Here is a 22,072-nt window from a genome sequence, read left to right as displayed (position 1 = left end):
ATCCGTGCTGTTTTTCCTATTCCCGCGAGTCAATCGCCCAAAACGAAATTACTTGAAAATTCTCACATACATGGTATGATGGAAACGCTTACATCAACAGTCAGCGAGAGCTCTTGTATCGTCACCAGACTACAAAGAAAAAGGAGTGTGCCGGTATTATGAAGTATGCTGTACCGAATTCGCCTGATAGTCTCGTCCAGTTCAAGAAGCGCTATGATAACTACATTGGGGGAGAGTACGTCCCACCCGTCGGAGGATCTTATTTCGAGAATACGACGTCCGTTACGGGCGAAGTTTTCACCGAGCTCGCCCGTTCCGGCAAGGAAGATATTGAGAAGGCACTCGATGCCGCTCAGAAAGCAAAGCACGATTGGGGAACGACCTCGGTCGCCGAGCGTGCCAATATCCTGAATAAGATTGCAGACCGGATGGAAGCAAATCTGGAAATGCTTGCAGTAGCAGAATCATGGGAGAATGGAAAAGCCGTGCGTGAAACGCTCATGGCCGATATCCCGCTCGCCATTGACCACTACCGTTACTTTGCCGGTGCCATCCGGGCTCAGGAGGGCGGCATCAGTCAGATCGACAACGATACTGTCGCCTACCATTTCCACGAGCCGATCGGCGTCGTCGGTCAGATCATTCCATGGAACTTCCCGCTGTTGATGGCCGCCTGGAAGCTCGCTCCGGCGCTCGCTGCCGGCAACTGTGTCGTGCTGAAACCGGCAGAGCAGACACCGTCTTCGATTTTCGTCTGGCTGGAACTAATTGAGGACCTGCTGCCACCCGGCGTCCTCAACATTGTCAGCGGGTTCGGCGTCGAAGCCGGAAAGCCGCTCGCTCAGAACCCGCGCGTGAACAAAGTCGCCTTCACCGGAGAGACCACGACCGGCCGGCTGATCATGCAGTACGCATCCGAGAACATCATCCCGGTTACGCTCGAGCTCGGCGGTAAATCCCCGAACCTTTTCTTCGCAGATGTGATGCAGCATGAAGACAGCTTTCTCGAAAAGGCACTGGAAGGCTTTGCGATGTTTGCCCTGAACCAGGGGGAAGTATGCACCTGCCCATCCCGTGCGCTCATTGAGGCTTCGATTTACGATGACTTTATGCAGAAGGCCGTGGACCGCGTCAATAAAATTGTCGTCGGGGATCCTCTCGACACCGATACGATGATGGGGGCTCAGGCATCCAAAGAACAGCTGGACAAAATCGTCTCCTACCTCGATATCGGCAAACAGGAAGGTGCCAACGTGCTCGCCGGCGGGGAGCGCGCCCAGCTGGACGGCCACCTGAAAGGCGGCTACTATGTGCAGCCGACCATCTTTGAAGGACATAATAAAATGCGGGTCTTCCAAGAAGAAATTTTCGGTCCGGTCGTCTCCGTCACGTCGTTTAAAGACCATAAGGAAGCACTGTCGATTGCCAATGACACGCTCTACGGCCTCGGCGCCGGCGTCTGGTCCCGGAACATCAATACCGCCTACCGGTTCGGCCGCGCGATTGAATCCGGACGAGTCTGGACGAACTGTTTCCACGACTATCCGGCCCACGCGGCCTTCGGCGGGTACAAGAAATCCGGCATCGGGCGCGAAAACCACCTCATGATGCTGAGTCATTACCAGCAGACGAAAAACATGCTCGTCAGCTACAGTGAAGAGCCGAAAGGATTTTTCTAAGCCGGCGGCAGGAACTTTCAGTACAAAAGCGGAACAGCTTGCGCGCGTCGCTGCAGGTTCTTGGAGGGAAGAACAAGTCCTTCGTTTTTCCCTTACAGCGGACAAAGCCGACGTCTTCCTCCGCTGCTACCTTTTGCTTTATTACGAACCAGGAAAGGAGCCATTACCGATGACAGAACGAGTGACAGCGACAGAAGAGGCCGAGGCACTGATCGAGAAGCTGCAGTCCATCCATGGTGACTTGATGTTCCATCAGTCCGGCGGCTGCTGCGATGGCAGCTCCCCGATGTGCTATCCGGCAGGAGAACTCCGCGTGGGAGAGCAGGACGTGCACCTCGGCGCGATCGGCGGCAGTCCCTTCTACATGTCACGCGACCAGTACGAATACTGGAAACACACGCAGCTGATCATCGATGTCGTTGATGGACGGGGCGGGATGTTTTCCCTGGAGGGACCGGAAGGAAAGCGGTTCTTCACCCGTTCCAGGGTCTTTAGTGACGAAGAAAAGCGCGAACTCCAGCTGTAGACTGGACAGCAGGAGCCAAAGAGCGTATACTCACGAACAACAGCATACATTTATCCTGAGTGGACGAGAGATCTGGCTTGATGACTCCACAGCAGCCTGCCCCCGGCAAGGTGCTTCCGCCAGCAGAGCGTTGTGCTCTGGACGATGAATGACGGCAGAAAGACAGCCCTTCGTTCATCATGAACGAAGGGCTTTTTCGTCATAATAGAGGAATGGACAACCTTCTCCTCCCTGGACTCAAGGGAAAACAACCGTGCGGATACGGTTGTTTCAGGAGATGTGTGCTGACAATCTATCCGAGGAGTGATGCACGATGTTCAGCGAAAACCAGCACCACCTTGAAACGACCGAGGTACGCAGGGCAGAGAAGCAGACGACCACCCTGCTGCAGCGATGGAGAAGACGGACGGATGCGTGCGGGTGGCACATCGATGCTGCCAGGCAGGACGATATCCTCCTGTTCTCGATCGAGACCCCCGAGCAGACCGTCCACCTTCGTACCACCCTCGCCGCAGCCTCTGCCCATCTCGAACAGCAGCTGCTGTATGCGCTCGACAGAGAAGGGATCGACATCCGCCTTCTCTCCTGACGTCCGCCGCGGATTTCCCTGTTTGCATCGAGGACCGTCCGGCTGCACGGACCACGCTAGGAGCCGGCGCCTTCTCTCGTAAATGAGACGAGCCGAGTTCCCTGCAGAACGGCGGTGCCTGTGTCCTCTTCCGCCATCTCCGCGTATTGATGTCCTTTGATCCTGAATTCCTGCCTGCGTCCATCTTCCAGTTCCAGCGTGACATAATACGTTTCTGACGTATGACTTCTGCCGATTGAGATGCCCCCGCCCGGTCTGCCCGGACTTCTCCGGCGGGTGGTTTCTTTCCGCTTGGACGTGACGCGAACTTCATGCGGCTCTTCGGGCTGCTTGTTGTTGTCCAGCCACTCCTTCAGCCTCCGCCCGCCGCGGATCAAGGCTACAGCCAGCACAATCACAACCAGCACAGCCACTAGAGTCTGTTCCACAGAAACTCCCTCCTTTGTATCTGTACGAAGAAAAGAAAATGAGGTTTCAGCTCGAACAACACGCTGCCTGCCGGCTCTCACATGAAAGCGCGCAGCGCGTGACGCCGTCTTCTTCCGAATACCATCCTGCTGGTTCTCATTCACCTTTTGAACAGGCTCAGGCATGCTCCGACGCTTTTCACATGGCACCTAGGATCCTCTTTGAAAAGAACAAACAACAACGAACCCTTTTCAGGAGGGAAGGACGGCAACGCTATGAGAATCAAGCGCCGTCCGAACATCCTTCCCGAAGCGCGAGGATCATGGAGGGCAGCGCCCCTTGGCAGGCGTCCGTCTGAAACGGAAGAAAAGATGCCACGGAAATGAAGCTCTACCCCAACATTTCTTTTAGAACCCGAAAAAAGAGACCGGCACCCTTTTCAGGCGCCGGTCTCTTCTCGAACCCGCTGGACAAAACGCTGGACCATCCGGCGCTCTGTGTCTTTTTCTACGAATTTATGCTTGATTCTTGCTACGAAGTTTACTGCTTCGTATTCTCCCTCATATATAAACATCGTTTCATTTTCGTTCAGTTTCCTCAGCTGAAAACGGAGCCGGATTTGATAGGCATCCTGCAGCTGAAAGGCAATTTCTTTTTCTTTATAGGAAGGTTCGTCGATATACTTGAATGTTTCCACGATATGCGTGGACACTTTTCTTCCGCAGCGATACGTCTGACGATGCCGGGCTCCTTCACTGTCCGGCTTCCCCTCCACCAGCTCATGCGTTTCCACACTGGGTAGTATGTCGGAGATGTTTGCATCCTGAAAGACATTCCAGAGAACTTCGATGTGCGTTGGGATCAATGTTTCTTCTCGCCATTCCATACACGACACCCCCTTCTGCTTGCCTGTTCTCCCTATTATCCACCCTGAACCCCTCTAATAGCAAGGTTTCCGGCTGTGGTATTTTGTGAGAAATCCACGGAAAGCGTGGCGCCCTCTTTGGCAGGGCTATATGACACTTACAACATTTGTAAAGAGGAGATAAAAGGAAAATGTAAGCATATATTCCTAATTCGATGGAATACGTTTTTAACCGCCCTGCACGTGGTACACCTTCTGTAATCCAGCAGTATGCTGCTGATATCATGTTTGAAAGGATGAGAGCGATGCAGCCGATTCATCAGGAATTTTCTAAAGATAAGGAAGTCGTGGAGGCCATTCAGGATCTGAGACGCAAAAACATCGACGAAGACAACATTTATGTTCTCACCCACGACGAGGACCGGACTGAGCGGATTGCGGATCATGCGGAAGCTGATACGATCGGCCTCGATGAAGAAACCCTCGGAACCGCCGCCCGTAATGTGTTCCGCAAAAAAGGCGAAGAACTCCGGGCGAAGCTGGAAGAACTGGGATTCGAGGAATACCACGCCGAAGAGCTGGAAGAAAAGCTCGATGAAGGAAAGGTGCTCGTCGTTGTCAAAGATGCCCCTGCCGGCATGGAGATTGATTGATCAAGACAAGTAAATACGGCAATGACCAAGCACCCGCGGCACGAGCTCCGGGTGCTTCTGCTTTGCAGCGGAGCGCCTTTTGATCGGAGCTGCGTGTACCGCAGGTTCTTTGAGGGCACGGGTTCTTCCTGCTTCCCGAGCAGCTTGCTGCGCCGTCACCCTGTATTAGAACGTATACATTCTTATCAAAACAAAAAGCCGGCCCGAGGGCCGGCTTTACTGCATGAAGAATCTTTAAGGGGGAGTCATCTTCATGAAGAGGGGGAACCATGTGCTGTTCCGTGTACAATTCTTACTATAGCAGACAGAGATTAAGTGCGTGTTTCAGAAAAGTGAAGAATCCTCTAAAAGATGTTAAAGAATCTCTCACTCCCCCCAGGTGGCCAGCAGGGAAGCGAGCATTCCGGGCGTTTCTTCGAATGCGCTGCGCCGGTGCAGCCGCTCGGTCCGCTGGTGCGGGTCTTTGCCGAACGGGCCGACGTTCAGTACAGGCGCATCCAGCTGCCGCATGGCTTCAAACGGAATCGTGTAGCTTCGTCCCCACACCGGCGTGTTCTTGCGGTAACTGTCGAGCTCTTCTGGCGGCTGGCTGTATCCAACGTAGCTCAGGTCACAAATGCCGTTAAAATAGTGCACATGCCGGACAGGCCTCCGGCTCGATTGCGCCGGATGCTCCAGCAGCTGCATCACCCGCTGGACCCGCTCATCTTCCGAGGCGTTTACCGGAGGATAATACGGCGGTGCAAAAAACAGGACGACGGCCGGTGCCAGTTCCGGACAGAGCAGCATCCATTCACCGACTATGCGGATCGACTGCTCCCGTTCATCCCAGTTTTCTTTCTCCATGACGGTTCGTATCTCTTCTTCGAGCTCCGCCGGTTCAAACTTCTCTCTCACATACGCCTCCAGTTCTTCATACCGAAGGACACGCATCGGCTGCACCCCGTCAGCCCCTTCGCGCCGGCAGATGGTGTCGTACTCCTGCTGGCAGCGCTGCATCGCCTTTTCCACGATGGAGGTGAAGGCAGTCATCACCTGGGAGGCGTCCTGCTTGAGGGTGAAAACGTTGTACAGAGCAGCGGCCCGGTACGGGGTCTGGGTCGAATACCCGGATTTCAGATCCCGGAGCTGCAGGGCGACAGGCAGCGGGGTTTGTTCGCCGAAGTGCTGTTCCCGGAACGCCGGATTCCATTCCATCGCCTGGGAAACGTAGGATGACATAAAGGCGGCGGTAATACCGCTGAGCGGTTCTCCTGCATGCGTTTCTTTGCCGAAGAAGAGCGCGCCGGGCATGATTTTGCCCATAGAGCCGGAGTAGATGTAGTGCGTGTTATCGCCGGGCTGCTGCGTAAACGAGGGCTCGCTGTTCAGAAAAAGGGTGTAGTGGAGGTCCTCTTCCTGCTCGAGTACCGGCAGCTCGGGAACGACGGCGCGCATGCCGGCCGAATCGACTTCTTCATCGGGGACAGTGACGAGCAGCAGGTTGAGCTTCCATTGTTCTGCGGCTGCCCGGGCGAGAAGCTGCATGTGGAGCGCGAGGCCCATCTTCATGTCCATCGTGCCGCGGCCGAACAAGTACTCTCCTGATAAAAGATCCTCGCGGGCGGCGGCCGGGAGAGTATCCGGCGCGTCGCGGAACTTCTGTGTCAAAGCCTCCGGATCGCAGGCAAAGGGCTCGAGCTGTCCATATTCTTCGGTCTGGACCGTGTCGAAATGGCTGAGCAGGACGACCGTCTCCCGGTCTGCTGCTTCGGGGCTCCGATACAGTGCGGTTAAGGCGCGCCTGCCGTGGTCCGCTTCGTGGAGGCGGATACGTGATTTATGCTGTTGAAAATAGGGGAGCTGCCGGATTTTTTCCTGCAGTTTCAGCGGAAATTCACGCTCTCCCTGCGTCAAGGTGCGGCTTTCCCACCTCGTTAGTTCCAGCAGCAGTTGTTCGAGTTCGTCAGTAGTCTGCCACATGGGCATCCTCCTCCTTTCTGTTTTTCGTAAATGGCAGCTGGACACGGGACCCGAACGCTGCTCCGAGCAGAGCGGTGCCCATGAGTACATACCAGGTGGTCATGCCGAGGGCGAGCAGCAGTACCAGGATGAGTGTGATGACAGAAGGGAAAAACGCCGCCGGATCGACCAGCTGCATCATGACAAGCATCGCTGTCAGAAGAGAAACTAACATCAGCTGCGTAATAAGCTGAAAGCGAACGGCGCTGCGCCAGGCAGCCTTTCCTTCCGGCATCGCAGGCGGTACCACCAGACTCCCTGCGTACACGAGCCCAAGCGACAGGAGCGGTACCGGAACAAGCATCGGGAGCAGCCAGGCGGCCGCTGCGGTCAGGCGCTCCGGGAGCGGACCTTTTTCCACATCGGCAAACAGCTGCAGCGACGGCGGCGTCCACGCGCTTCCACTGAGAGAAGCGATCAGCCCGATGAGCATGAATACGTACGCGATCAGCACGGCTGCGCCGCCCAATACCCAGAAACCAAATCCGGCGAACAGCGTCAAATAAGCCGACCAGGCCGGAATACCGAAGTCCGGCAGCGCAGGCCCCCACAATAAAAACGCATTGATACCGAGCAGCAGGAAGGTAAACAGCTGCAAGGTGAACTGAAAATTCAAATGCTCTCTCGTATGTTCGGCAGCGTAGGCAGATTCTTTTTGAATCACCCGCCAGTATATGTAGAGTACGAGAAGAATCAAGCCTGGAATAGGCATGATAATTGGAACGAGGTAACCGACGGCCGCCGTCCCCCTGTCTTTCCAAGGTATATCCAACGCTCACTCCCCCTTTCTTATGACATCATACCATGCGCAGTGCAGCGACAGGAAATTCCTTCAGTTTCCCAGTTCTGATGTTTATTGACGGATGTCCTAGGGAAACAGACTATTATCACTACAAAAGGAGGTTTTTTCATGACTCAATATCGTCTGAATGAACTTGAAATAGGAAAAAATTATTCTGCACGAGAGCTGGACAGCTTCGTTTCAACAACCGATGTCCTGCTGCTCTCCACGAACGAAGAACAACTTTTCACAGAGCCGGAGCGAGAGTACCTTGTGGCAAGTTCGTTTAATGGCTTTTTCGAGCATTCATCTGAAGACGGAGAAAAGTATTTCCGCGAAAAGCGCGCATACGTGATTGAAAAAGTATAAGGCACCGCGTGAAAAGAGGGTCGTCTCTACAGAAACTAGAGTCGGCCTTTTTTGTTTGTAAAGAGAGTTTGATATTTACGGCGTAATCCGCTCAGGTATGCCTGGAAGTGTGGCAATGCAATCGTGGTTGAAATCATGGAAGGTCCTTTGTATGGGCTCGTGGTTTGGGAGCGGAGCAGACGTTGAGCCCGGCGGTCACTCAACAACCGCCGGTGGCCCAGCCGTTTCAACCACCTAACGGCAGGTTACCCCAGCCCTTCCGAAAGAGCTTCTTATTTGGAATACGGAGAGACGCTCTGCTTCCGCCGGGCGCTTTCCGGAGGGGACTCTCTCAGCTAGTCTGCCTCCGGCAGCCGGATCTTCGAATCGTCCTGATCCTCCCGGAGTCGCCGGCTGCGCGCCGCTCTTTTTCTAAAAAAAGCTGCAATGCTTTTTCTCTGAACAAAAGCGCAAAGCGCCCTTTGGTCGGAACGGCGCGCAGCGTGCGATGCAGCCGTCTCCTTGTATGAAAACGTATGCTTTCCTAAAATCTTAGGAAAAACGAGCCTTTCTTTGTAAGGAAGGAGGGTGCTGCATCCTTTCTTCCTTATGATCAAACATGTCGCAGTGGCAAGGTGTTCTTTCGAGACGCCTGTGGAAAAAGAAAGCTGGAAGATCTCCCCGGCGTTCTTCGAGGGAAGATGAAAGCTTTCTCCACGGCAAGCAAAGAAATACTGCAGCCGCTGCACCCAATACATATTTCCCTAATAAATGGGTAATCAACAGACGTGGAGCATTTTATATTTCCCATGCAAAGAAAGAAAAAGAAAGCCCTGCGGCAGTATGCCGCAGGGCTGATCCAGTCAAACTTATTCGTCGTCGACGAGCTTGTAGGCGCCGTCTTCGTCGTGCACTTCCCGGCCGGTGATTGCCGGATTGAATACGCACACCATCCGCATGTCCACGCCTTTGTTGGCACGGAGATAGTGTTCGTCGTGCTCATCCAGCGCGTAGAGTTCATTGGCTTTAATCGGCCAGATTTTGCCGTCTTTCACCGTCTCTACTTCGCCTTCTCCTTCAATGCAGTAGACAGATTCCAAGTGGTTTTTGTACCAGATGTGTGTTTCCGTTCCTGCTTTGATGACCGTGTCGTGTACCGAGTAGCCCATACCGTCCTTCTTGAGGATAAGGCGGCGGCTTTCCCAGTTACCACCGTCGATATGCTGATCGGATCCAATGATATCGTCGAGTTTTACTACCTTCATGCTGTATTGTCCTCCTTGGCTGACTGCCGGATTGATTTATTGTGTGACTGCTTCTTTTTCTTTCAGGTTCATCGATACGAGCGCATCCTGGATACTCAGTTCAATGATATCCAGTCCCTGCTGGAGACCTTCTTCATCGATGTTCAGCGGTGGGAAAAGCTTGAATACTTCATCGTTCCCGCCTGCTGTTTCCATGATGAGCTGACGTTCAAAGGCATGCTCTGCTACCTTTTCGCTGAATCCTTCCACATCGGAATGAATTCCTTGCATCAGGCCGCGTCCTTTCAGCTTCGCCTTCATTTCCGGATACTCCTCGACCATGCGGCTGAGGAAGTCCGTTACTGTGGCAGCTTTATCCTGAATGCTCTTTTCGAATTCGTCATTCTCCCAGTAGGAGAGGGATTCTGTTGCCGTCACAAAAGCCATATTGTTTCCGCGGAACGTTCCGTTGTGCTCGCCCGGAATCCACTTGTCCAGCTCCGGTTTGATCAGCGTGATCGCAAGCGGAAGGCCATAGCCGCCGATGGATTTGGACAGGCAGATCACATCCGGCTTGATGCCGGCTGGTTCGAAGGAGAAGAACGTACCTGTACGTCCAACACCTGCCTGAACATCGTCGACGATCAGCAGGATACCCCATTCACGGCAGATACGTTCCAGACGCTGCATCCATTCCATGCTTGCAGCATTAATGCCGCCTTCGCCTTGAACAGTTTCAAAGATTACGGCAGCTGGAATCGCAACGCCGCTTCCGTTGTCCTGCAGAAAGCGCTCGAAATAGTCAAGTGTGTCGTAGCCGTCGTCCATAAACGTATCATACGGCATCGTCACCGTGTGGCTGAGTGGAATTCCAGCTCCTTTACGCTTCATGGAGTTGCCGGTAACAGCAAGGGAACCGATTGTCATACCGTGGAATCCGTTCGTGAAGCTCACGATATCGGTACGACCCGTCATTTTACGCGCAATCTTCAGCGCACTCTCCACCGTGTTTGTTCCGGTTGGCCCAGGGAACATGATTTTGTAGTCCATGTTTCTCGGCTTCATGATGACTTCATCAAATTTGCTGATAAAGTCGACTTTCGCATCCGTCGCTTTGTCCAGCGAGTGCGTAATGCCGTCATCAAGAATATATTCCACGAGCTTTTTCTTCATGCACGGTTCATTGTGTCCGTAGTTGAGTGCACCGGCGCCTGCAAAGAAGTCGATATATTCTTTTCCGTCTTCGTCCCAGATTTTATAGCCTCGTGCTTTCGTGAACACAGTCGGAAAGCTTCGTACGTAGCTTCGTACACTGGATTCAAGTTCCTCGATCAGCTGTAGTTTATTTTCCATGGATAAAAATCCTCCTGTAAAAGTTAATGGCCGCGTCCGGGTTACAGTGAGTGAATGTCAGCCGCTGACTGGAGAAATTACTTCCAGAAAGGTCCGATCCGGTACGTGTACTCCGCTGCGCCGTCCTCTGGAAAGCAGTCCGCCGGGAACGTTTCCCGTACCTCAAATGACGTATCTTCTTCACGCGCCAGCTTCTTAAAGAGAGACTGGGACGCTTTGTTATCTTTCGTAATGGTTGCTTCCAAGTATTTCACGCCGTTGACGCTCTCCCGGTCCATCAGCTCTTCCAGCATTTTAAAGGCGAGGCCTTTTCCGCGCTGGGAGCTGTCAACGCCAACCTGCCATACGAACACGACGTCCGGATTTTCAGGTTGAATGAAGCCGGTGATAAAACCAACGACTTGGTCGTCTTCCTTTGCGACGACACATGTTTCCGCAAAATATTCAGCCATCATAATATACTTGTAGGCCGAGTTCAGGTCTAATGATGTCTTCTTTGCTAGCTCCCACATCCCCTGGCCGTCTTCTTTCGTCGGTACTTCCAACGAGAACGTGTCAAGAACAGGTGCTGTCATCACAGTGCTACTCATCTGAATAAAACCACCTTTGTTTGTATTGGTAAGCTGCATGAAGAGATGTTCTTCAGCAAAGAAGCTTCCGTTTTTCCAACACTTTTAATGATAGGTACCTTTGGAAAAAAGGGCAACCAGCTTAAAGCGTCGTGAGTCATCATATATATAGGTGAATATAGCTTATCTCGTATCAGGTGATTCATTTAACAAATAACTCATGCATTGTAGCGAATACAGCGTATTTCTCCACTTCTAATGTCGGATTTGCTCACAAATGGAATAAAAAGACAAAACGCTTTACCACGCTAATCTTGTGCAATTTCACTGGATGAAAGAGGAAAATCTGGTGGTTTTGCGCTCGTTCGAGGCTGTATAAAAAAGTGTATATACATGTATTCCAAGTCTGTTTCATACACCTATGGGGAGGAAGGATAGGCAGATCGGGGCTCTGTTGAGAGGTTGGTCCTGTAAATTGAACATAAAAACCATGCCGCAAATTTCCAGCATGGTGAGAGGTACGATTATGATTTCTTCTTCAGTTCCTCATCGAGTGCTTCGATTTTCTTTTCCAGACGATCCAGCTGCTCCTGCCTCTTCTTCAGTGCGCGGATCATCGTGACCATGAGCAGAACAGCAATAATTACAAGGCCTGCTGCAAATACCTGCATGAGCGCGGGTCCTAGTTCGATTCCCTCCATGATCATTCTTCCTCCTCTTCTGCAGCGGCAATATACCCGCTCTCCTCTATTATATATTGTCCTTCTTCCGAGAGGATCCAATCAATCAAGGTTACTTCCTTCTCTCCATGGTCTGCTTTTCTGGTCACGGCGTAAAAATAGTCAGTAACCGGATAAGCGCCGCTGCGTATCGTCTCCTCATCCGGCTCGACACCATTCAGCTGGAGAAGCTCAATGTCTCCGCTCTCCGCCATCTCCTTCGTATAATAGCGGAACGAATATCCGAGCGCACTCTGGTGATTCCGGTAGTTGGACGTCTCCTGAATAACCCCGCCCATCCCCTGCTGAACATCGTCACTCGGCGGCTCCATTACCGGTGTGCCGTCCATGAGATCGATCAGCGCTGTCTGGCTGCCGCTCCCTTCCGGCCGTTGAAAGGCGCGGATCTCTGCGTCGTTCCCACCGACCTCTTCCCAGTTGGTTATTTCTCCTGCATATATCTGCTGGATCTCTTCCACCGTTAGATCGTCCACACTGTTATCGGAATGGGTGAAAAACACGAAGGCCTCTTTTCCTATTGGGGTTTTTTGCAATTCCACGCCGAATTCCTCCGCGTAGGCCTGCTGCTCTTCGGAAGGTCCTGCAGCGAAGATCATATCTGTCTGATTCGTAACGAGACGCTCATAGGCTTCATCCGTCTGCGTCGACACGACGTCCGACTGCAGCGTTTCATATGGATCATATTCCCCCTCTGGAAAAACGGCCTCTGTAAATGCCGCATAGATTGGATAGAGGGCCGTGGCTCCATCAAGCCGAATCGGTTCGTCCATCTCAAGAGACGCGTTGTCCTCGAGTTGTGCGATTGCGCCGTTTCCTGCAAACGGCTCATATGTATGTAGATCAACCCCGCGCCCTTCCGCCATTTCCGGATCGGGTGTGGCCCATTCCCATGCCGCCGATCCGCCTCCAGCCAGCAGGACCAGCAGCATCGAAGCGGTGTAGATTTTCTTTCGTCCCGGCTTGTCTATCTGCACAAAAAGCAGCAGTGCCACAACGGCTGTAAACACCACAGCAGCTGTCAGCAGCATCGTCATCCAGGCCGGATGCAGCTCGAACACGCTCAGCAGAAATGCGCCCACAAAAGCAGCAAAGGCCGCTACTCCCGCAGCTAGAATGAGTGCGGCCGTCTTTGTCACCATCGTCATTCCGTCGTCCCCCTCTAAAAAACATTGTAAGTGACCTCGATGCTGCCTACAAGGAGAAATACGCCGCAGCTAGTTGACTTTTCCAGAAAAGACGTGTAATTTATTAATTATAGATTGTTTAATTTGTATTGAAATAAATAAATTAAATGAACGGGAGGTCCAACATGTCGGAACAGGAAGATTTACAGCGCCTGGAAGAAGCAAGAGATGTCATGATCAGTGCCCTGGCACAGACGATGGTGATTTATGGTGTCACGCCATCCGTCGGCAGAATCTACGGCGTCCTCTACTTCTCAGAGGAACCGATGAACCTCGGTGATATCCAGGAAGCGGTCGCGATGAGCAAAGCGAGCGTCAGCAACGGACTTCGTGAACTGCTCGAGACCGAAATGGTCATTAAAGTATGGAAAAAAGGCGATCGGAAAGATTATTACATCGCAGAAAAAGACTTCATGAAGAACTTTATCAATTTCTTCGTCAAGCAGCTGCGCCAGGAACGAAGCCTGATCGTCAAAGGCAACCAGCAGGCCCTGCCGGTGCTCGAAGAAATCTCCGAGCATGGCGAAGGCGAAGCCAAAAAGCAGGCCGATCAGGACCTCGCCAATATTGAGCGCTCCATGTCCTACTTTGAGTGGACGATGCGGCTCGCCAATGCGATGGAATCCGGAGAAATTTTTGACTACCTCCCGCCAAATAAGGAAAAAAAGGATGGAAAACATGGATAAACAAAAAACAGCCCTCGTACTGATAGATATGCAGAAAGAAAGCCAGTTCGGCATCGACCGCCTGGAATCGGCGACGAACAACGCCGCCAGCCTGCTGCGCGCGTTTCGTCACGCAGGAATCCCGGTGTATTTCACCCGCCACATCAACCGCGGCGATGCTTCCGGCCTCTCAGACAAAGAACCACTGGATCATAACGGCGAGCCGGTCTTTTACTCCAGCTACAAAGACAACCATGAAGTGCTCGACGCCTTGAAGCCGGAGCCGGACGAACCCGTCGTCGATAAATTCCGCTGGAGCAGCTTTTTCCAGACGACGCTGCACGACCAGCTGCAGCGGGACGGCATCGAAAACCTCGTGATCGGCGGCTTTGTAACCGACGGCTGCCTCATGACCTCCGTTTTTGACGCGTATTTTTACGATTATAACATCAACCTCGTCGAAGATATGTGCGGGGCTTCCAACGAAGGAGCCCACATGTCCGCCGTGCTGACGATGTGCAACTGGATTTACAACATGTCCGTTTTCCGCACAGAGGAAGTACTCAACTGGGTCGAGGGACGGCCGTATGAAGCCTGGCACGCGGCAGGTCCGGATACCTGCCAGTTCACACCGGAGACACTCCGGGAAACTTACAACCGACTGATCGAGTCGACCAAGAGAGGGGCACTGAACAAGTGAAAAAGTTCACTGCAGTATCCATCACTGTGATGACAGCCATGACGCTTGCCGCCTGTGGAAATAACGATGCTGATGGAACCAACGAAACATCCGGTACGAACACGGATGGGAATGATACGAACCAGAACGTCGAAAACAACGCGGAAAACAATGATCAGAACAACAACGACATTGTGAATGAAGTCGACAACGAGGAGAATCAGGACGACGACAGCGGCGAAACAGTGGAAGACTCGGATGGAGAGACGATCGTCTTCGGGATGACCAGCTGGACGAGCACCGAGGTCCCGACAAACATTGCTGCGCAGATCCTCGAAGAAGCCGGCTACGAGACGGAATTCTCCATGCTGGACCAGCCGATCATTTTTGAAGGCATGGCCAACGAAGACATCGATTTCTTCATGGACGCCTGGCTTCCGTATACGGAAGAACAGCTCTGGTCCGAATATGAAGAGGACCTCGTCCAAGTCGCTACGAGCTATGAAGAAGTGCCGCTCGGCTGGGTCGTGCCGGAGTATGTCGATATCGACACGATTGGTGAACTCGAAGGCAATGCTGACATGTTCGACGGGGAAATCTATTCGATTGACCCCGGGGCGGGGATTGTCTCCCTTTCTGAAGAAGTTATGGATGTGTACGACTTCCACGAGGAATACACGCTGACGACCTCCAGTGAATTCGCGATGGTGGCCGAGCTGGAAGACAGCGTAAACAACGAAGAACCGGTCATCATTACCGGCTGGCGACCGCATTCGATGTTCGCGGAGTACGATTTGAAGTTCCTTGAAGACGAGGAAGGGATTTTCAACCTCGATAACGTGTACGTGCTGTCTTACGACGGAATTGCCGAGACCCATCCACGGGCCCATGAGATTCTGTCTGAATGGAGCATCGAGGTGGGAGATCTGGAAGAAATGATGCTTGAATACGAAGAAGAGGAAACGCCGTTTGACGAGCTTGCTGAAAACTGGATCGAAGAAAACCGCGATCAGGTGGATGCGATGCTCGGAGACGAGTAAATCGGGTGGCGGCGGACACTGCATCGAAGAAGGATCACCTTTTCCGCCTGACACACAACAGGGAACGCCCCAGACTAAACTGGCGGCGTTCCCTTTTTGTTTCTGTGCGGCACGAGCGGGAGGCGTTGACGGGAGAACGATGCTCCCATCCTCACAGCGTCTTCGCTTACGGCTTCAGGACAAACTTGATGCTCTCCTCTTCTTTTTGGTCAAACATCCGGTATGCTTTCGCCGCGTCCTCCAGAGACATGGAATGAGTAATGATATCTTTCGGGTTAATCTGGTTGTTTTCTACCATTTTATACAGACTCGGCATCATGTGAATCACCGGCGCCTGCCCCATCGTGAGTGCAATGTTCCTCGTGAAGAAATCACCGATCGGGAAGTTGTTCGCTTCCGTTCCGTACACGCCTGTCAGCTGGACGACACCGAATTTCCGGACAGCCTGAGAGGCGGTAATGATCGGGCTGATCGTACCAAACTGGTTGTCTCCTTCTGAACCGAACGTTTCGTTTGGAGGGACGGTGCCATCCATGCCCACGCAGTCAATAACGACGCGTGCTCCGCCCTTTGTGTTCTCATGCAGCAGTTTGCCGATGTCCGGATTTTTATCAAAATTGTACGTTTCTACATGATTCGTCCGGCGGGCGTGCTCCAGCCTATATTCATGGTGGTCAACGGCAATGACGCGTTCGGCCCCCTTCATCCAGGCAAACTTCTGCGTCATCAGCCCAATCGGCCCGCAGCCGAGAACGATCACAGTATCTCCATACGTCACGCCACTGTTCTGCACGCTCCAGAAGGCGGTTGGGATCACGTCCGATAAGAAAAGAACGCTCTCGTCGTCCAGCTCACTGTTCTCCGGCACTTTAAAAGAGGTAAAGTCCGCGTACGGGACACGGAGATAGTCCGCCTGTCCCCCCGGAAATCCTCCGAAGGCTTCGGTGAACCCAAACAATCCTCCCATTTCCGCGTGCGGATTCGAATTATCGCACTGGCTTTCCATCTGATGATTGCAGAACTGGCAGTCTCCACAGCCGATGTTGAATGGAATGACGACGCGGTCTCCTTTTTTCAATGTTTTAACGCCCGGTCCTGTTTCTTCCACAATGCCCATCGGTTCATGTCCGATAATGTAGTCGTCCGGTGCTGGAATACCGCCTTTGTAAATATGCAGGTCAGAGCCGCATATCCCGGAAGCAGTGATCCGCACAATCATGTCCGTATCATATTCAATCGAAGGTGCCTGCACATCTTTTACTTCCATGTTCTCTTTCCCTTGATAGGTTACCGCACGCATAAAGCACACGCCCTCTCTATATCCTCGTTCGTCATGTACTCCTATTGACGTTTTTATTAATAATAAAACATTTTATGGAAAAGTTGAGCATATGTCCCCACCAACTTATCCAATGCATGGCAAAGACCCGCAGCACAATGCACCTGTTCGTCTCCGCTGCGCGGAGCGTCTTTAGATGGAAATTGCGTCGGTGCAGGTTAATCGGCGCGCACGTCCGCGGTCATCTCCGGTAGATTCAGCACGGTTCCAGCAGGTGCGTCGTGCAGCTGTAAACATGAAGCTGGTTCGCTTTCGCCGTGATGATCAGCGAATGATGGAGCGCACTGACCTCCGATCCGCACCTAAACCATTAAAAAAGCGCGGAGTGCCTTTTGTTCGGAACGAGATATCCCTCAACGAAGATGGACATGCCTAAGCCCTGGGCAAACGGCCCCTGTGCCCCTTTTGCATGCTTTTCTATCAGAACAAAAATGCGCAGCGTCTTTTGGTCGGAACGGCGTGCATCGTCGCTGCAGGCTTTTCAAGGGAAGAACAGGTTCTACGTTCTTCCCGCGCAGCGTACGATGCCGCCGTCCCCTTGAATGAAAAGTTATACATTCCTATCCTGTGAAAAAAAGACCTGCTCCGATGTGGGTGACCACCAAATCGGAACAGGCCTATGAATTGTCAAGCACCTCCTGACGAAGGGCATGACTCCTTTTATCGCAACGCGTCTTCCTGCCAGAACTGGATGGCCCGGCGCACTCCCGCTTCACACCAGCGGCGGACGTGGTCTTCCCCGTAGTGAACGGCGTACCGGGCCAGTGCCGTGCTCACGAAAACGGCTTTAAATACGGCAAGCTGCTTCGTTTCTTCGTCAATAGCTCCGTACCGCTCAAAGAACCGGTCGTGCTCGGCTGCCGGCAGCGCCTGGAAGACGAGCGCGAGATCCGATGCCGGGTGACCGTAGTGGGCATCGCCCCAGTCGATGACGCCGCTCAGCCGTCCTTCTCTGGCAATCAGATTCTTCGGATGCAGATCCCCATGCACGAGCACAGAACTGGGAGGGTTCTCCCATTCCGGGATGTGATACAAATACATCTCCAGCAGCTCCCTTGTGCGTGGATCACAGACTTCCTTGAGTTCATCCAGATACTCCAGCAGCATCGGCCGGCGCTTCTTCGACGACAACCGCAGCAGCTCATCCTCCGGCAGCTGCCACGAGTCGTCCAGTTCGATTGTGTGCAGCTGCTTCATCATCTCGGCAAGGGCTTCGGTGTGGAAGCCGAGCAGATCGACATTCTTTTCTTCAGCCAGTTCGTGCCCCGGCACGTAGGAAAACCCGACGAACGGAAAAGCCCCGTCCTCCCCGGGAGCATAAAACTGCGGCTGCGGCACATCGAACGGAAGCTGGACCCCTTCTTCCCAGAGCCGGTGCAGGATCCGGTTCTCATTCTCCATCGCCCATTTCCCCTTTTCCTGCCTCGGGAATCGGAAGACGTACTGTTCATTCACTTGAAATACGAACGTATCGAACCCGGTACCGGCCGTCCGCACCTCGAGCGGACCCAGCTCCGGAAAAGCGCGGGCAATTCTCGTTTCCGCCTCTTTTTCTGTCATCGGTTTTCCTTCATCCCAGTCCTTCATGCTGCCTGCCCCTCTCCAGTAGTCTCTGGAGATTATACCGCATTTGATCGATTGGAGAAAAGCGTCAGCTTGAACAAAAGCGCAAAGCGCCTTTTGTTCGGAACGGCGTGCGGAAGCGCTGCAAGCCTTTTGAGGGAAGAAGACGTTTTTGTTTCTTCCCGTGCAGCGCATGAAGCCGCCGTCCCCCTGTATGAAAACTTATACTTGAACAAAAGCGCAGAGCGCCTTTTGTTCGGAACGGCGTGTACCGCAGGTTCTTTGAAGAAAGCATAGGTTGTTGATGCTTCCCGCGCAGCCAACAAAGCCGCCGTCGTCCTGCTTGAGAACGTCTACATTCCTATCACCTGAAAAAGCACGGATCAACGGCTGCCGGGTCCTGCCCTTCCGCCAGGCCCGGCACCGTCCCCGCTTTACGAGCGGTCCAGGTGTTCTCCGTTCGTCTCGATTACTTTTTGATACCAGTAGAAGCTGTCTTTTCGACGCCGTTCCAGCGATCCGTTTCCGTCATCATCCTGGTCAACATAAATGAAGCCGTACCGTTTGGACATCTCGGACGTGGAAAAGCTGATGAGATCGATCGGCCCCCAGGCGGTATACCCGATCAGGTCGACTCCGTCGGCAGCTGCCGCTTTCAGCTGCTGCAAATGCTCCCGCAGGTAGTCCACGCGGTAAGGGTCCTGAATCGTGCCGTCCTCTTCTACTTCGTCGAAAGCGCCGAGGCCGTTCTCTACAATAAACAGCGGCTTCTCGTAGCGGTCGTACATTTGATTCACGAGCGTGCGCAGGCCGGAAGGATCGATCTGCCATCCCCAGTCGGACGCCTCCAGATACGGATTCTTCAGTCCGCTCATCAAGTTTCCGGCGGCCTTTTCCCCTTCGGTTTCCGGCCGCGCCGACACCGCGGACATGTAATAGCTGAGCGCGATATAATCCACTGGATGCTCGGCCAGGAAGGCTTCATCCCCCGGCTCCATTTCCGGTGCAGCGCCGGCCTCTTCAAACCAGCGTCTGCTGTAGGCTGGATAGTGCCCCCGCGCCATCACGTCTGTGAAAAAGTAGGTGCGCCGCTGATCCTCCATCGCCTGACGCACATCTTCCGGATGCGGCGAAGAAGGGTAGTTGATCATCCCGATCACCATGCAGCCGATCTGCCCTTCCGGTATCAGTTCTTTTTTCGCTTTCACAGCAGCTGCATTCGCAAGAAATTGGTGATGCGCTGCCTGATAAATGTCCTGCTGGCGCGTTGCTTCCGGCGCATCATCCGGCGTCAGCGCCGCACCGATATACGGTGACATGAACATGCTGTTGATCTCATTGAACGTAATCCAGTAGGCGACGTGATCCTTGAACCGCGCCATTACCGTTCTCGAGTACCGTTCGAAAAAAGCGACCAGCTCCCGGTTTTTCCACCCGCCGTATTCGAGAACGAGATGAATCGGTGTTTCATAGTGGGACAACGTGACCACCGGCTCAATCCCCTGCTTGTGCATCTCCTCAAAAAGATCTTCATAAAACTGCAGTCCTGCCTCATTCGGTTCCATCTCGTCCCCCTGCGGGAAAATACGGGGCCAGCTGATGGAAATCCGCAGCACATCGAAGCCGAGTTCTTTAAACAAAGCGAGATCCTCTTTATACCGGTTGTAGAAATCAATGCCGCGCCGCTTCGGGTACTCGGCGTGATTGGTATCCAGAAGTGCCTCCTGGATTTCGTCATGCGAAGGAAACGGCAGCTTCATGCTCCTGCGGTCCTCGGGCCGGACTCTTTTGACCACATCACTGATCGACGGTCCTTTGCCGTCCTGATCGTGGCTTCCTTCTACTTGGTTGGCAGCAATCGCGCCGCCCCATTTAAACGCTTTTGGAAATTCACTCATGATGCGTTCCTCCTTTGATAATCGATAAAATGGTCTCGCCATGCTGGACGTTGGCGTCTTCTTCTGCCAGAACATCAAAATACGCGTCTGCGTTCGTCACCACAACCGGCGTGACAACATCAAAACCTTCTCCACTCACGTAATCAAGGTCAGCGGTCACAAGCAGGTCTCCTTTGTTGACCCGCTGTCCCTGGGAGACATGAAGCTCAAAGCCGCTGCCGTCCAGCTGGACCGTGTTCAATCCAATATGCATCAGCACCTCCGCGCCGTCATCGGTCGTCACTCCGACGGCATGCCGGCTCGGAAAAACGCTCGATACGATGCCGGATGCCGGAGCGTAAAGTCTTCCATCGGTCGGTACGACAGCTGTCCCTCGTCCTACAGCTCCCGATGCGAAGGCTTCATCATTCACTTCCGACAACGGGATGAGGGCTCCCGTCATCGGGCTTCCCAGCTGCACGCTCGAATTGGTTGAAGCGACATTCTCTGTCTCTTGGTCTTCTTCTGATTCCATTTCGGTTTCCATGCCATCATGAAAGCCGAAAAGATACGTCAGCAGCGCCGCAAGGAAAAAGGCCACAGCCAAGGCAATCAAGAACAGCACAAAACCATCGCCTGCGTAAACAGGCAGCGCCGGCAGCCCCGGCAGTGCGAAAGCAACACTGGAAGCGCCCGACAGTCCGGCAATACCGCCGCCGATGCCGCCGCCGATCACACCCATGGCAAACGGCTTTTTGTAGCGGAGCGTTACCCCGTAAATTGCCGGCTCCGTCACACCGAACAACCCGGAAATCGTTGACGGCGCAGCAACGGTTTTGATTTCTTTCCGTTTCGTCTTCAACAGCACGCCGAGCACCGCGCCGGCCTGTCCAAACACAGCAGGCGCAATCAGTGCTGCCATCGTATCTTCCCCGAATGCTGCCAGGTTATTCACGAAAATCGGTACGAATCCCCAATGAAGCCCGAAAATCACGAGCACCTGCCAGAGAGCGCCGGCAAACACACCGGCAATGATGGCACTCCCGTCATAAATCCATTCGTACCCTGCGGCGAGACCCGCGCTTACATAGGTGCCGAAAGGACCGAACACAATCAAGGTGACTGGTACCATCAAGCTGATCAGCACGAGCGGAACGAAAAAGAGCCTGATCGACGAATGTACCCGTTTCCGAAGCCAGATTTCAAGCTTGGACATTAAGAAAATGGCGAGCACGATCGGAATGACCGCCGATGCGAAGCTGGTCATGACGACCGGTATCCCGAAGAAAGAAAGTGTTTCTCCAGAAGCTGCCGCCTCCTCCATCGTCGGATATAAGAGTGAAGCAGCAATAATCACAGCGACGTACGGATCCCCGCCGAACTTTCTTGCGGTCGTGATGGCGAGCAGGATCGGAAGGAAGAAGAAGACACTATCCGACATGGCATCCAAAATGGTATGCGTACCCGTTCCTTCCTGCAGCCAGTTCATCGATTCTGCGAGAACGACGAGCCCCCGCAGAATACCCGCACCGACGAGCGCACCAAGGACGGGCGTGAAGATGGCGGCAATGATATCGATCAGCCGGTTGAACAAGTTCTGATTCGATCCTCCTCCACCCCCGCTCTCCCCGGAGGATGCTGCTTTGGACGTCTTTTGTTCCAGTTCCCGGAAGACATCGCTGACCTCATTGCCGATAACGACTTGATATTGACCACCGCTTTCCACGACTTGAATAACGCCTGGAATGTTGGAAATGCGTTTTTTATCTGCTTTCGCGTGATCGTTCAACTGAAACCGCAGCCGCGTTGCACAGTGAACGACGGACTGGACATTTTCCTCTCCGCCGACCCCCTGCAGAATATCGGCTGCTGCCTGCTCATGATTCATGATCGTCCCTCCTCTTCTGAATAAACATCTGTATACTTCAAGCGCGGAGCGCCTGCTGGTCCGTATGGCATGTCCCGCAGG

Annotated in this window: 21 protein-coding genes and 1 riboswitch; of the genes, 8 read left to right on the top strand and 13 right to left on the bottom strand. The window is 53.3% G+C overall.

Annotated elements, in window-relative coordinates:
- Positions 1-158: 158 nt before the first annotated feature.
- The 3 genes from exaC to G477_RS20630 all read left to right on the top strand — a co-directional run bounded on the left by exaC (position 159) and on the right by G477_RS20630 (position 2,794).
- Positions 159-1,679 (top strand): acetaldehyde dehydrogenase ExaC, encoded by a 1,521-nt coding sequence (gene exaC, locus G477_RS0115215; protein ID WP_026698655.1) that lies wholly within the window; start codon positions 159-161, stop codon positions 1,677-1,679.
- A 169-nt stretch (positions 1,680-1,848) separates the two neighbouring features.
- Positions 1,849-2,205, top strand: coding sequence for a DUF779 domain-containing protein (locus tag G477_RS0115210; RefSeq protein ID WP_026698654.1), 357 nt, complete (start codon positions 1,849-1,851; stop codon positions 2,203-2,205).
- Between the two features lie 47 nt (positions 2,206-2,252).
- Positions 2,253-2,356: riboswitch (SAM riboswitch) on the top strand.
- Between the two features lie 162 nt (positions 2,357-2,518).
- Positions 2,519-2,794, top strand: a complete 276-nt coding sequence (locus G477_RS20630) for a hypothetical protein (RefSeq protein WP_026698653.1) — start codon at positions 2,519-2,521, stop codon at positions 2,792-2,794.
- A 56-nt stretch (positions 2,795-2,850) separates the two neighbouring features.
- Here the strand turns inward: G477_RS20630 and G477_RS19835 are convergent, their stop codons facing one another.
- Both G477_RS19835 and G477_RS0115195 read right to left on the bottom strand, forming a co-directional pair.
- On the bottom strand, positions 2,851-3,222 hold the full coding sequence (locus G477_RS19835; RefSeq protein ID WP_035212179.1) for a DUF2500 domain-containing protein: 372 nt from the start codon (positions 3,220-3,222) through the stop codon (positions 2,851-2,853).
- 419 nt (positions 3,223-3,641) lie between these two features.
- A complete protein-coding gene (locus tag G477_RS0115195; RefSeq protein WP_026698652.1) occupies positions 3,642-4,088 on the bottom strand; it encodes an SRPBCC family protein in 447 nt (148 codons plus the stop codon).
- Between the two features lie 284 nt (positions 4,089-4,372).
- Between G477_RS0115195 and G477_RS0115190 the strand changes: the two genes are divergently transcribed.
- Positions 4,373-4,720 (top strand): YflT domain-containing protein, encoded by a 348-nt coding sequence (locus tag G477_RS0115190; RefSeq protein ID WP_026698651.1) that lies wholly within the window; start codon positions 4,373-4,375, stop codon positions 4,718-4,720.
- A gap of 366 nt (positions 4,721-5,086) precedes the next feature.
- On the opposite strand, the gene G477_RS0115185 is transcribed toward G477_RS0115190, so the two are convergent.
- Complete coding sequence (locus G477_RS0115185; protein WP_026698650.1) at positions 5,087-6,682, bottom strand: M20/M25/M40 family metallo-hydrolase; 1,596 nt, start codon at positions 6,680-6,682, stop codon at positions 5,087-5,089.
- The gene (locus G477_RS0115180) at positions 6,666-7,493 is read right to left on the bottom strand and encodes a magnetosome magnetite crystal formation protein family (protein WP_026698649.1); all 828 of its coding nucleotides are present in this window, start codon (positions 7,491-7,493) and stop codon (positions 6,666-6,668) included. Before G477_RS0115180 ends, G477_RS0115185 begins: the two co-directional genes overlap by 17 nt.
- A 138-nt stretch (positions 7,494-7,631) precedes the next feature.
- On the opposite strand from G477_RS0115180, the gene G477_RS0115175 reads away from it, so the two are divergent.
- On the top strand, positions 7,632-7,871 hold the full coding sequence (locus tag G477_RS0115175; RefSeq protein ID WP_026698648.1) for a hypothetical protein: 240 nt from the start codon (positions 7,632-7,634) through the stop codon (positions 7,869-7,871).
- 848 nt (positions 7,872-8,719) lie between these two features.
- Here the strand turns inward: G477_RS0115175 and G477_RS0115165 are convergent.
- The 5 genes from G477_RS0115165 to G477_RS0115145 form a co-directional block, all read right to left on the bottom strand.
- Positions 8,720-9,115 carry an ectoine synthase gene (locus tag G477_RS0115165; protein WP_026698646.1) on the bottom strand — a complete coding sequence of 132 codons (396 nt, stop codon included), beginning with the start codon at positions 9,113-9,115 and terminating at the stop codon, positions 8,720-8,722.
- 36 nt (positions 9,116-9,151) lie between these two features.
- Positions 9,152-10,447 carry a diaminobutyrate--2-oxoglutarate transaminase gene (gene ectB, locus G477_RS0115160; protein WP_026698645.1) on the bottom strand — a complete coding sequence of 432 codons (1,296 nt, stop codon included), beginning with the start codon at positions 10,445-10,447 and terminating at the stop codon, positions 9,152-9,154.
- A 77-nt stretch (positions 10,448-10,524) separates the two neighbouring features.
- The gene (gene ectA, locus G477_RS0115155) at positions 10,525-11,037 is read right to left on the bottom strand and encodes a diaminobutyrate acetyltransferase (RefSeq protein WP_035212239.1); all 513 of its coding nucleotides are present in this window, start codon (positions 11,035-11,037) and stop codon (positions 10,525-10,527) included.
- Positions 11,038-11,540: 503 nt separating this feature from the next.
- Positions 11,541-11,717 (bottom strand): DUF4083 domain-containing protein, encoded by a 177-nt coding sequence (locus G477_RS21265; RefSeq protein WP_170203893.1) that lies wholly within the window; start codon positions 11,715-11,717, stop codon positions 11,541-11,543.
- 2 nt (positions 11,718-11,719) lie between these two features.
- Positions 11,720-12,901: a PstS family phosphate ABC transporter substrate-binding protein gene (locus G477_RS0115145; protein ID WP_051288095.1), complete on the bottom strand. Its 1,182-nt coding sequence runs from the start codon at positions 12,899-12,901 to the stop codon at positions 11,720-11,722.
- Positions 12,902-13,065: 164 nt separating this feature from the next.
- Here G477_RS0115145 and G477_RS0115140 point away from each other — a divergent pair, with 164 nt between their 5' ends.
- Genes G477_RS0115140 through G477_RS0115130 form a run of 3 tightly spaced genes read left to right on the top strand, consistent with a single transcriptional unit; the run spans position 13,066 to position 15,324 of the window.
- Positions 13,066-13,626 carry a GbsR/MarR family transcriptional regulator gene (locus G477_RS0115140; RefSeq protein ID WP_026698642.1) on the top strand — a complete coding sequence of 187 codons (561 nt, stop codon included), beginning with the start codon at positions 13,066-13,068 and terminating at the stop codon, positions 13,624-13,626.
- Positions 13,619-14,305, top strand: a complete 687-nt coding sequence (locus tag G477_RS0115135; protein ID WP_026698641.1) for a cysteine hydrolase family protein — start codon at positions 13,619-13,621, stop codon at positions 14,303-14,305. The genes G477_RS0115140 and G477_RS0115135 overlap by 8 nt, the downstream gene beginning before the upstream one ends.
- The gene (locus G477_RS0115130; protein ID WP_026698640.1) at positions 14,302-15,324 is read left to right on the top strand and encodes a glycine betaine ABC transporter substrate-binding protein; all 1,023 of its coding nucleotides are present in this window, start codon (positions 14,302-14,304) and stop codon (positions 15,322-15,324) included. Before G477_RS0115135 ends, G477_RS0115130 begins: the two co-directional genes overlap by 4 nt.
- Before the next feature lie 166 nt (positions 15,325-15,490).
- Here the strand turns inward: G477_RS0115130 and G477_RS0115125 are convergent, their stop codons facing one another.
- The 4 genes from G477_RS0115125 to G477_RS0115105 form a co-directional block, all read right to left on the bottom strand.
- Entirely contained in the window at positions 15,491-16,624 is a 1,134-nt protein-coding gene (locus tag G477_RS0115125; protein WP_026698639.1) for an alcohol dehydrogenase catalytic domain-containing protein, read from the bottom strand.
- A 699-nt stretch (positions 16,625-17,323) separates the two neighbouring features.
- On the bottom strand, positions 17,324-18,250 hold the full coding sequence (locus tag G477_RS0115120; protein WP_026698638.1) for a phosphotransferase: 927 nt from the start codon (positions 18,248-18,250) through the stop codon (positions 17,324-17,326).
- Positions 18,251-18,660: 410 nt separating this feature from the next.
- The gene (locus G477_RS0115110) at positions 18,661-20,124 is read right to left on the bottom strand and encodes a glycoside hydrolase family 1 protein (protein WP_035212173.1); all 1,464 of its coding nucleotides are present in this window, start codon (positions 20,122-20,124) and stop codon (positions 18,661-18,663) included.
- The gene (locus tag G477_RS0115105; RefSeq protein ID WP_026698635.1) at positions 20,117-21,991 is read right to left on the bottom strand and encodes a beta-glucoside-specific PTS transporter subunit IIABC; all 1,875 of its coding nucleotides are present in this window, start codon (positions 21,989-21,991) and stop codon (positions 20,117-20,119) included. The genes G477_RS0115110 and G477_RS0115105 overlap by 8 nt, the downstream gene beginning before the upstream one ends.
- Positions 21,992-22,072: the final 81 nt, after the last annotated feature.

The organism is Alkalicoccus chagannorensis DSM 18086 (genome assembly GCF_000429725.1).
Classification (GTDB): domain Bacteria; phylum Bacillota; class Bacilli; order Bacillales; family Salisediminibacteriaceae; genus Alkalicoccus; species Alkalicoccus chagannorensis.
The sequence above is the reverse complement of the archived record's forward strand: the minus strand, read 5'-3'. Positions and strand labels throughout refer to the sequence as shown.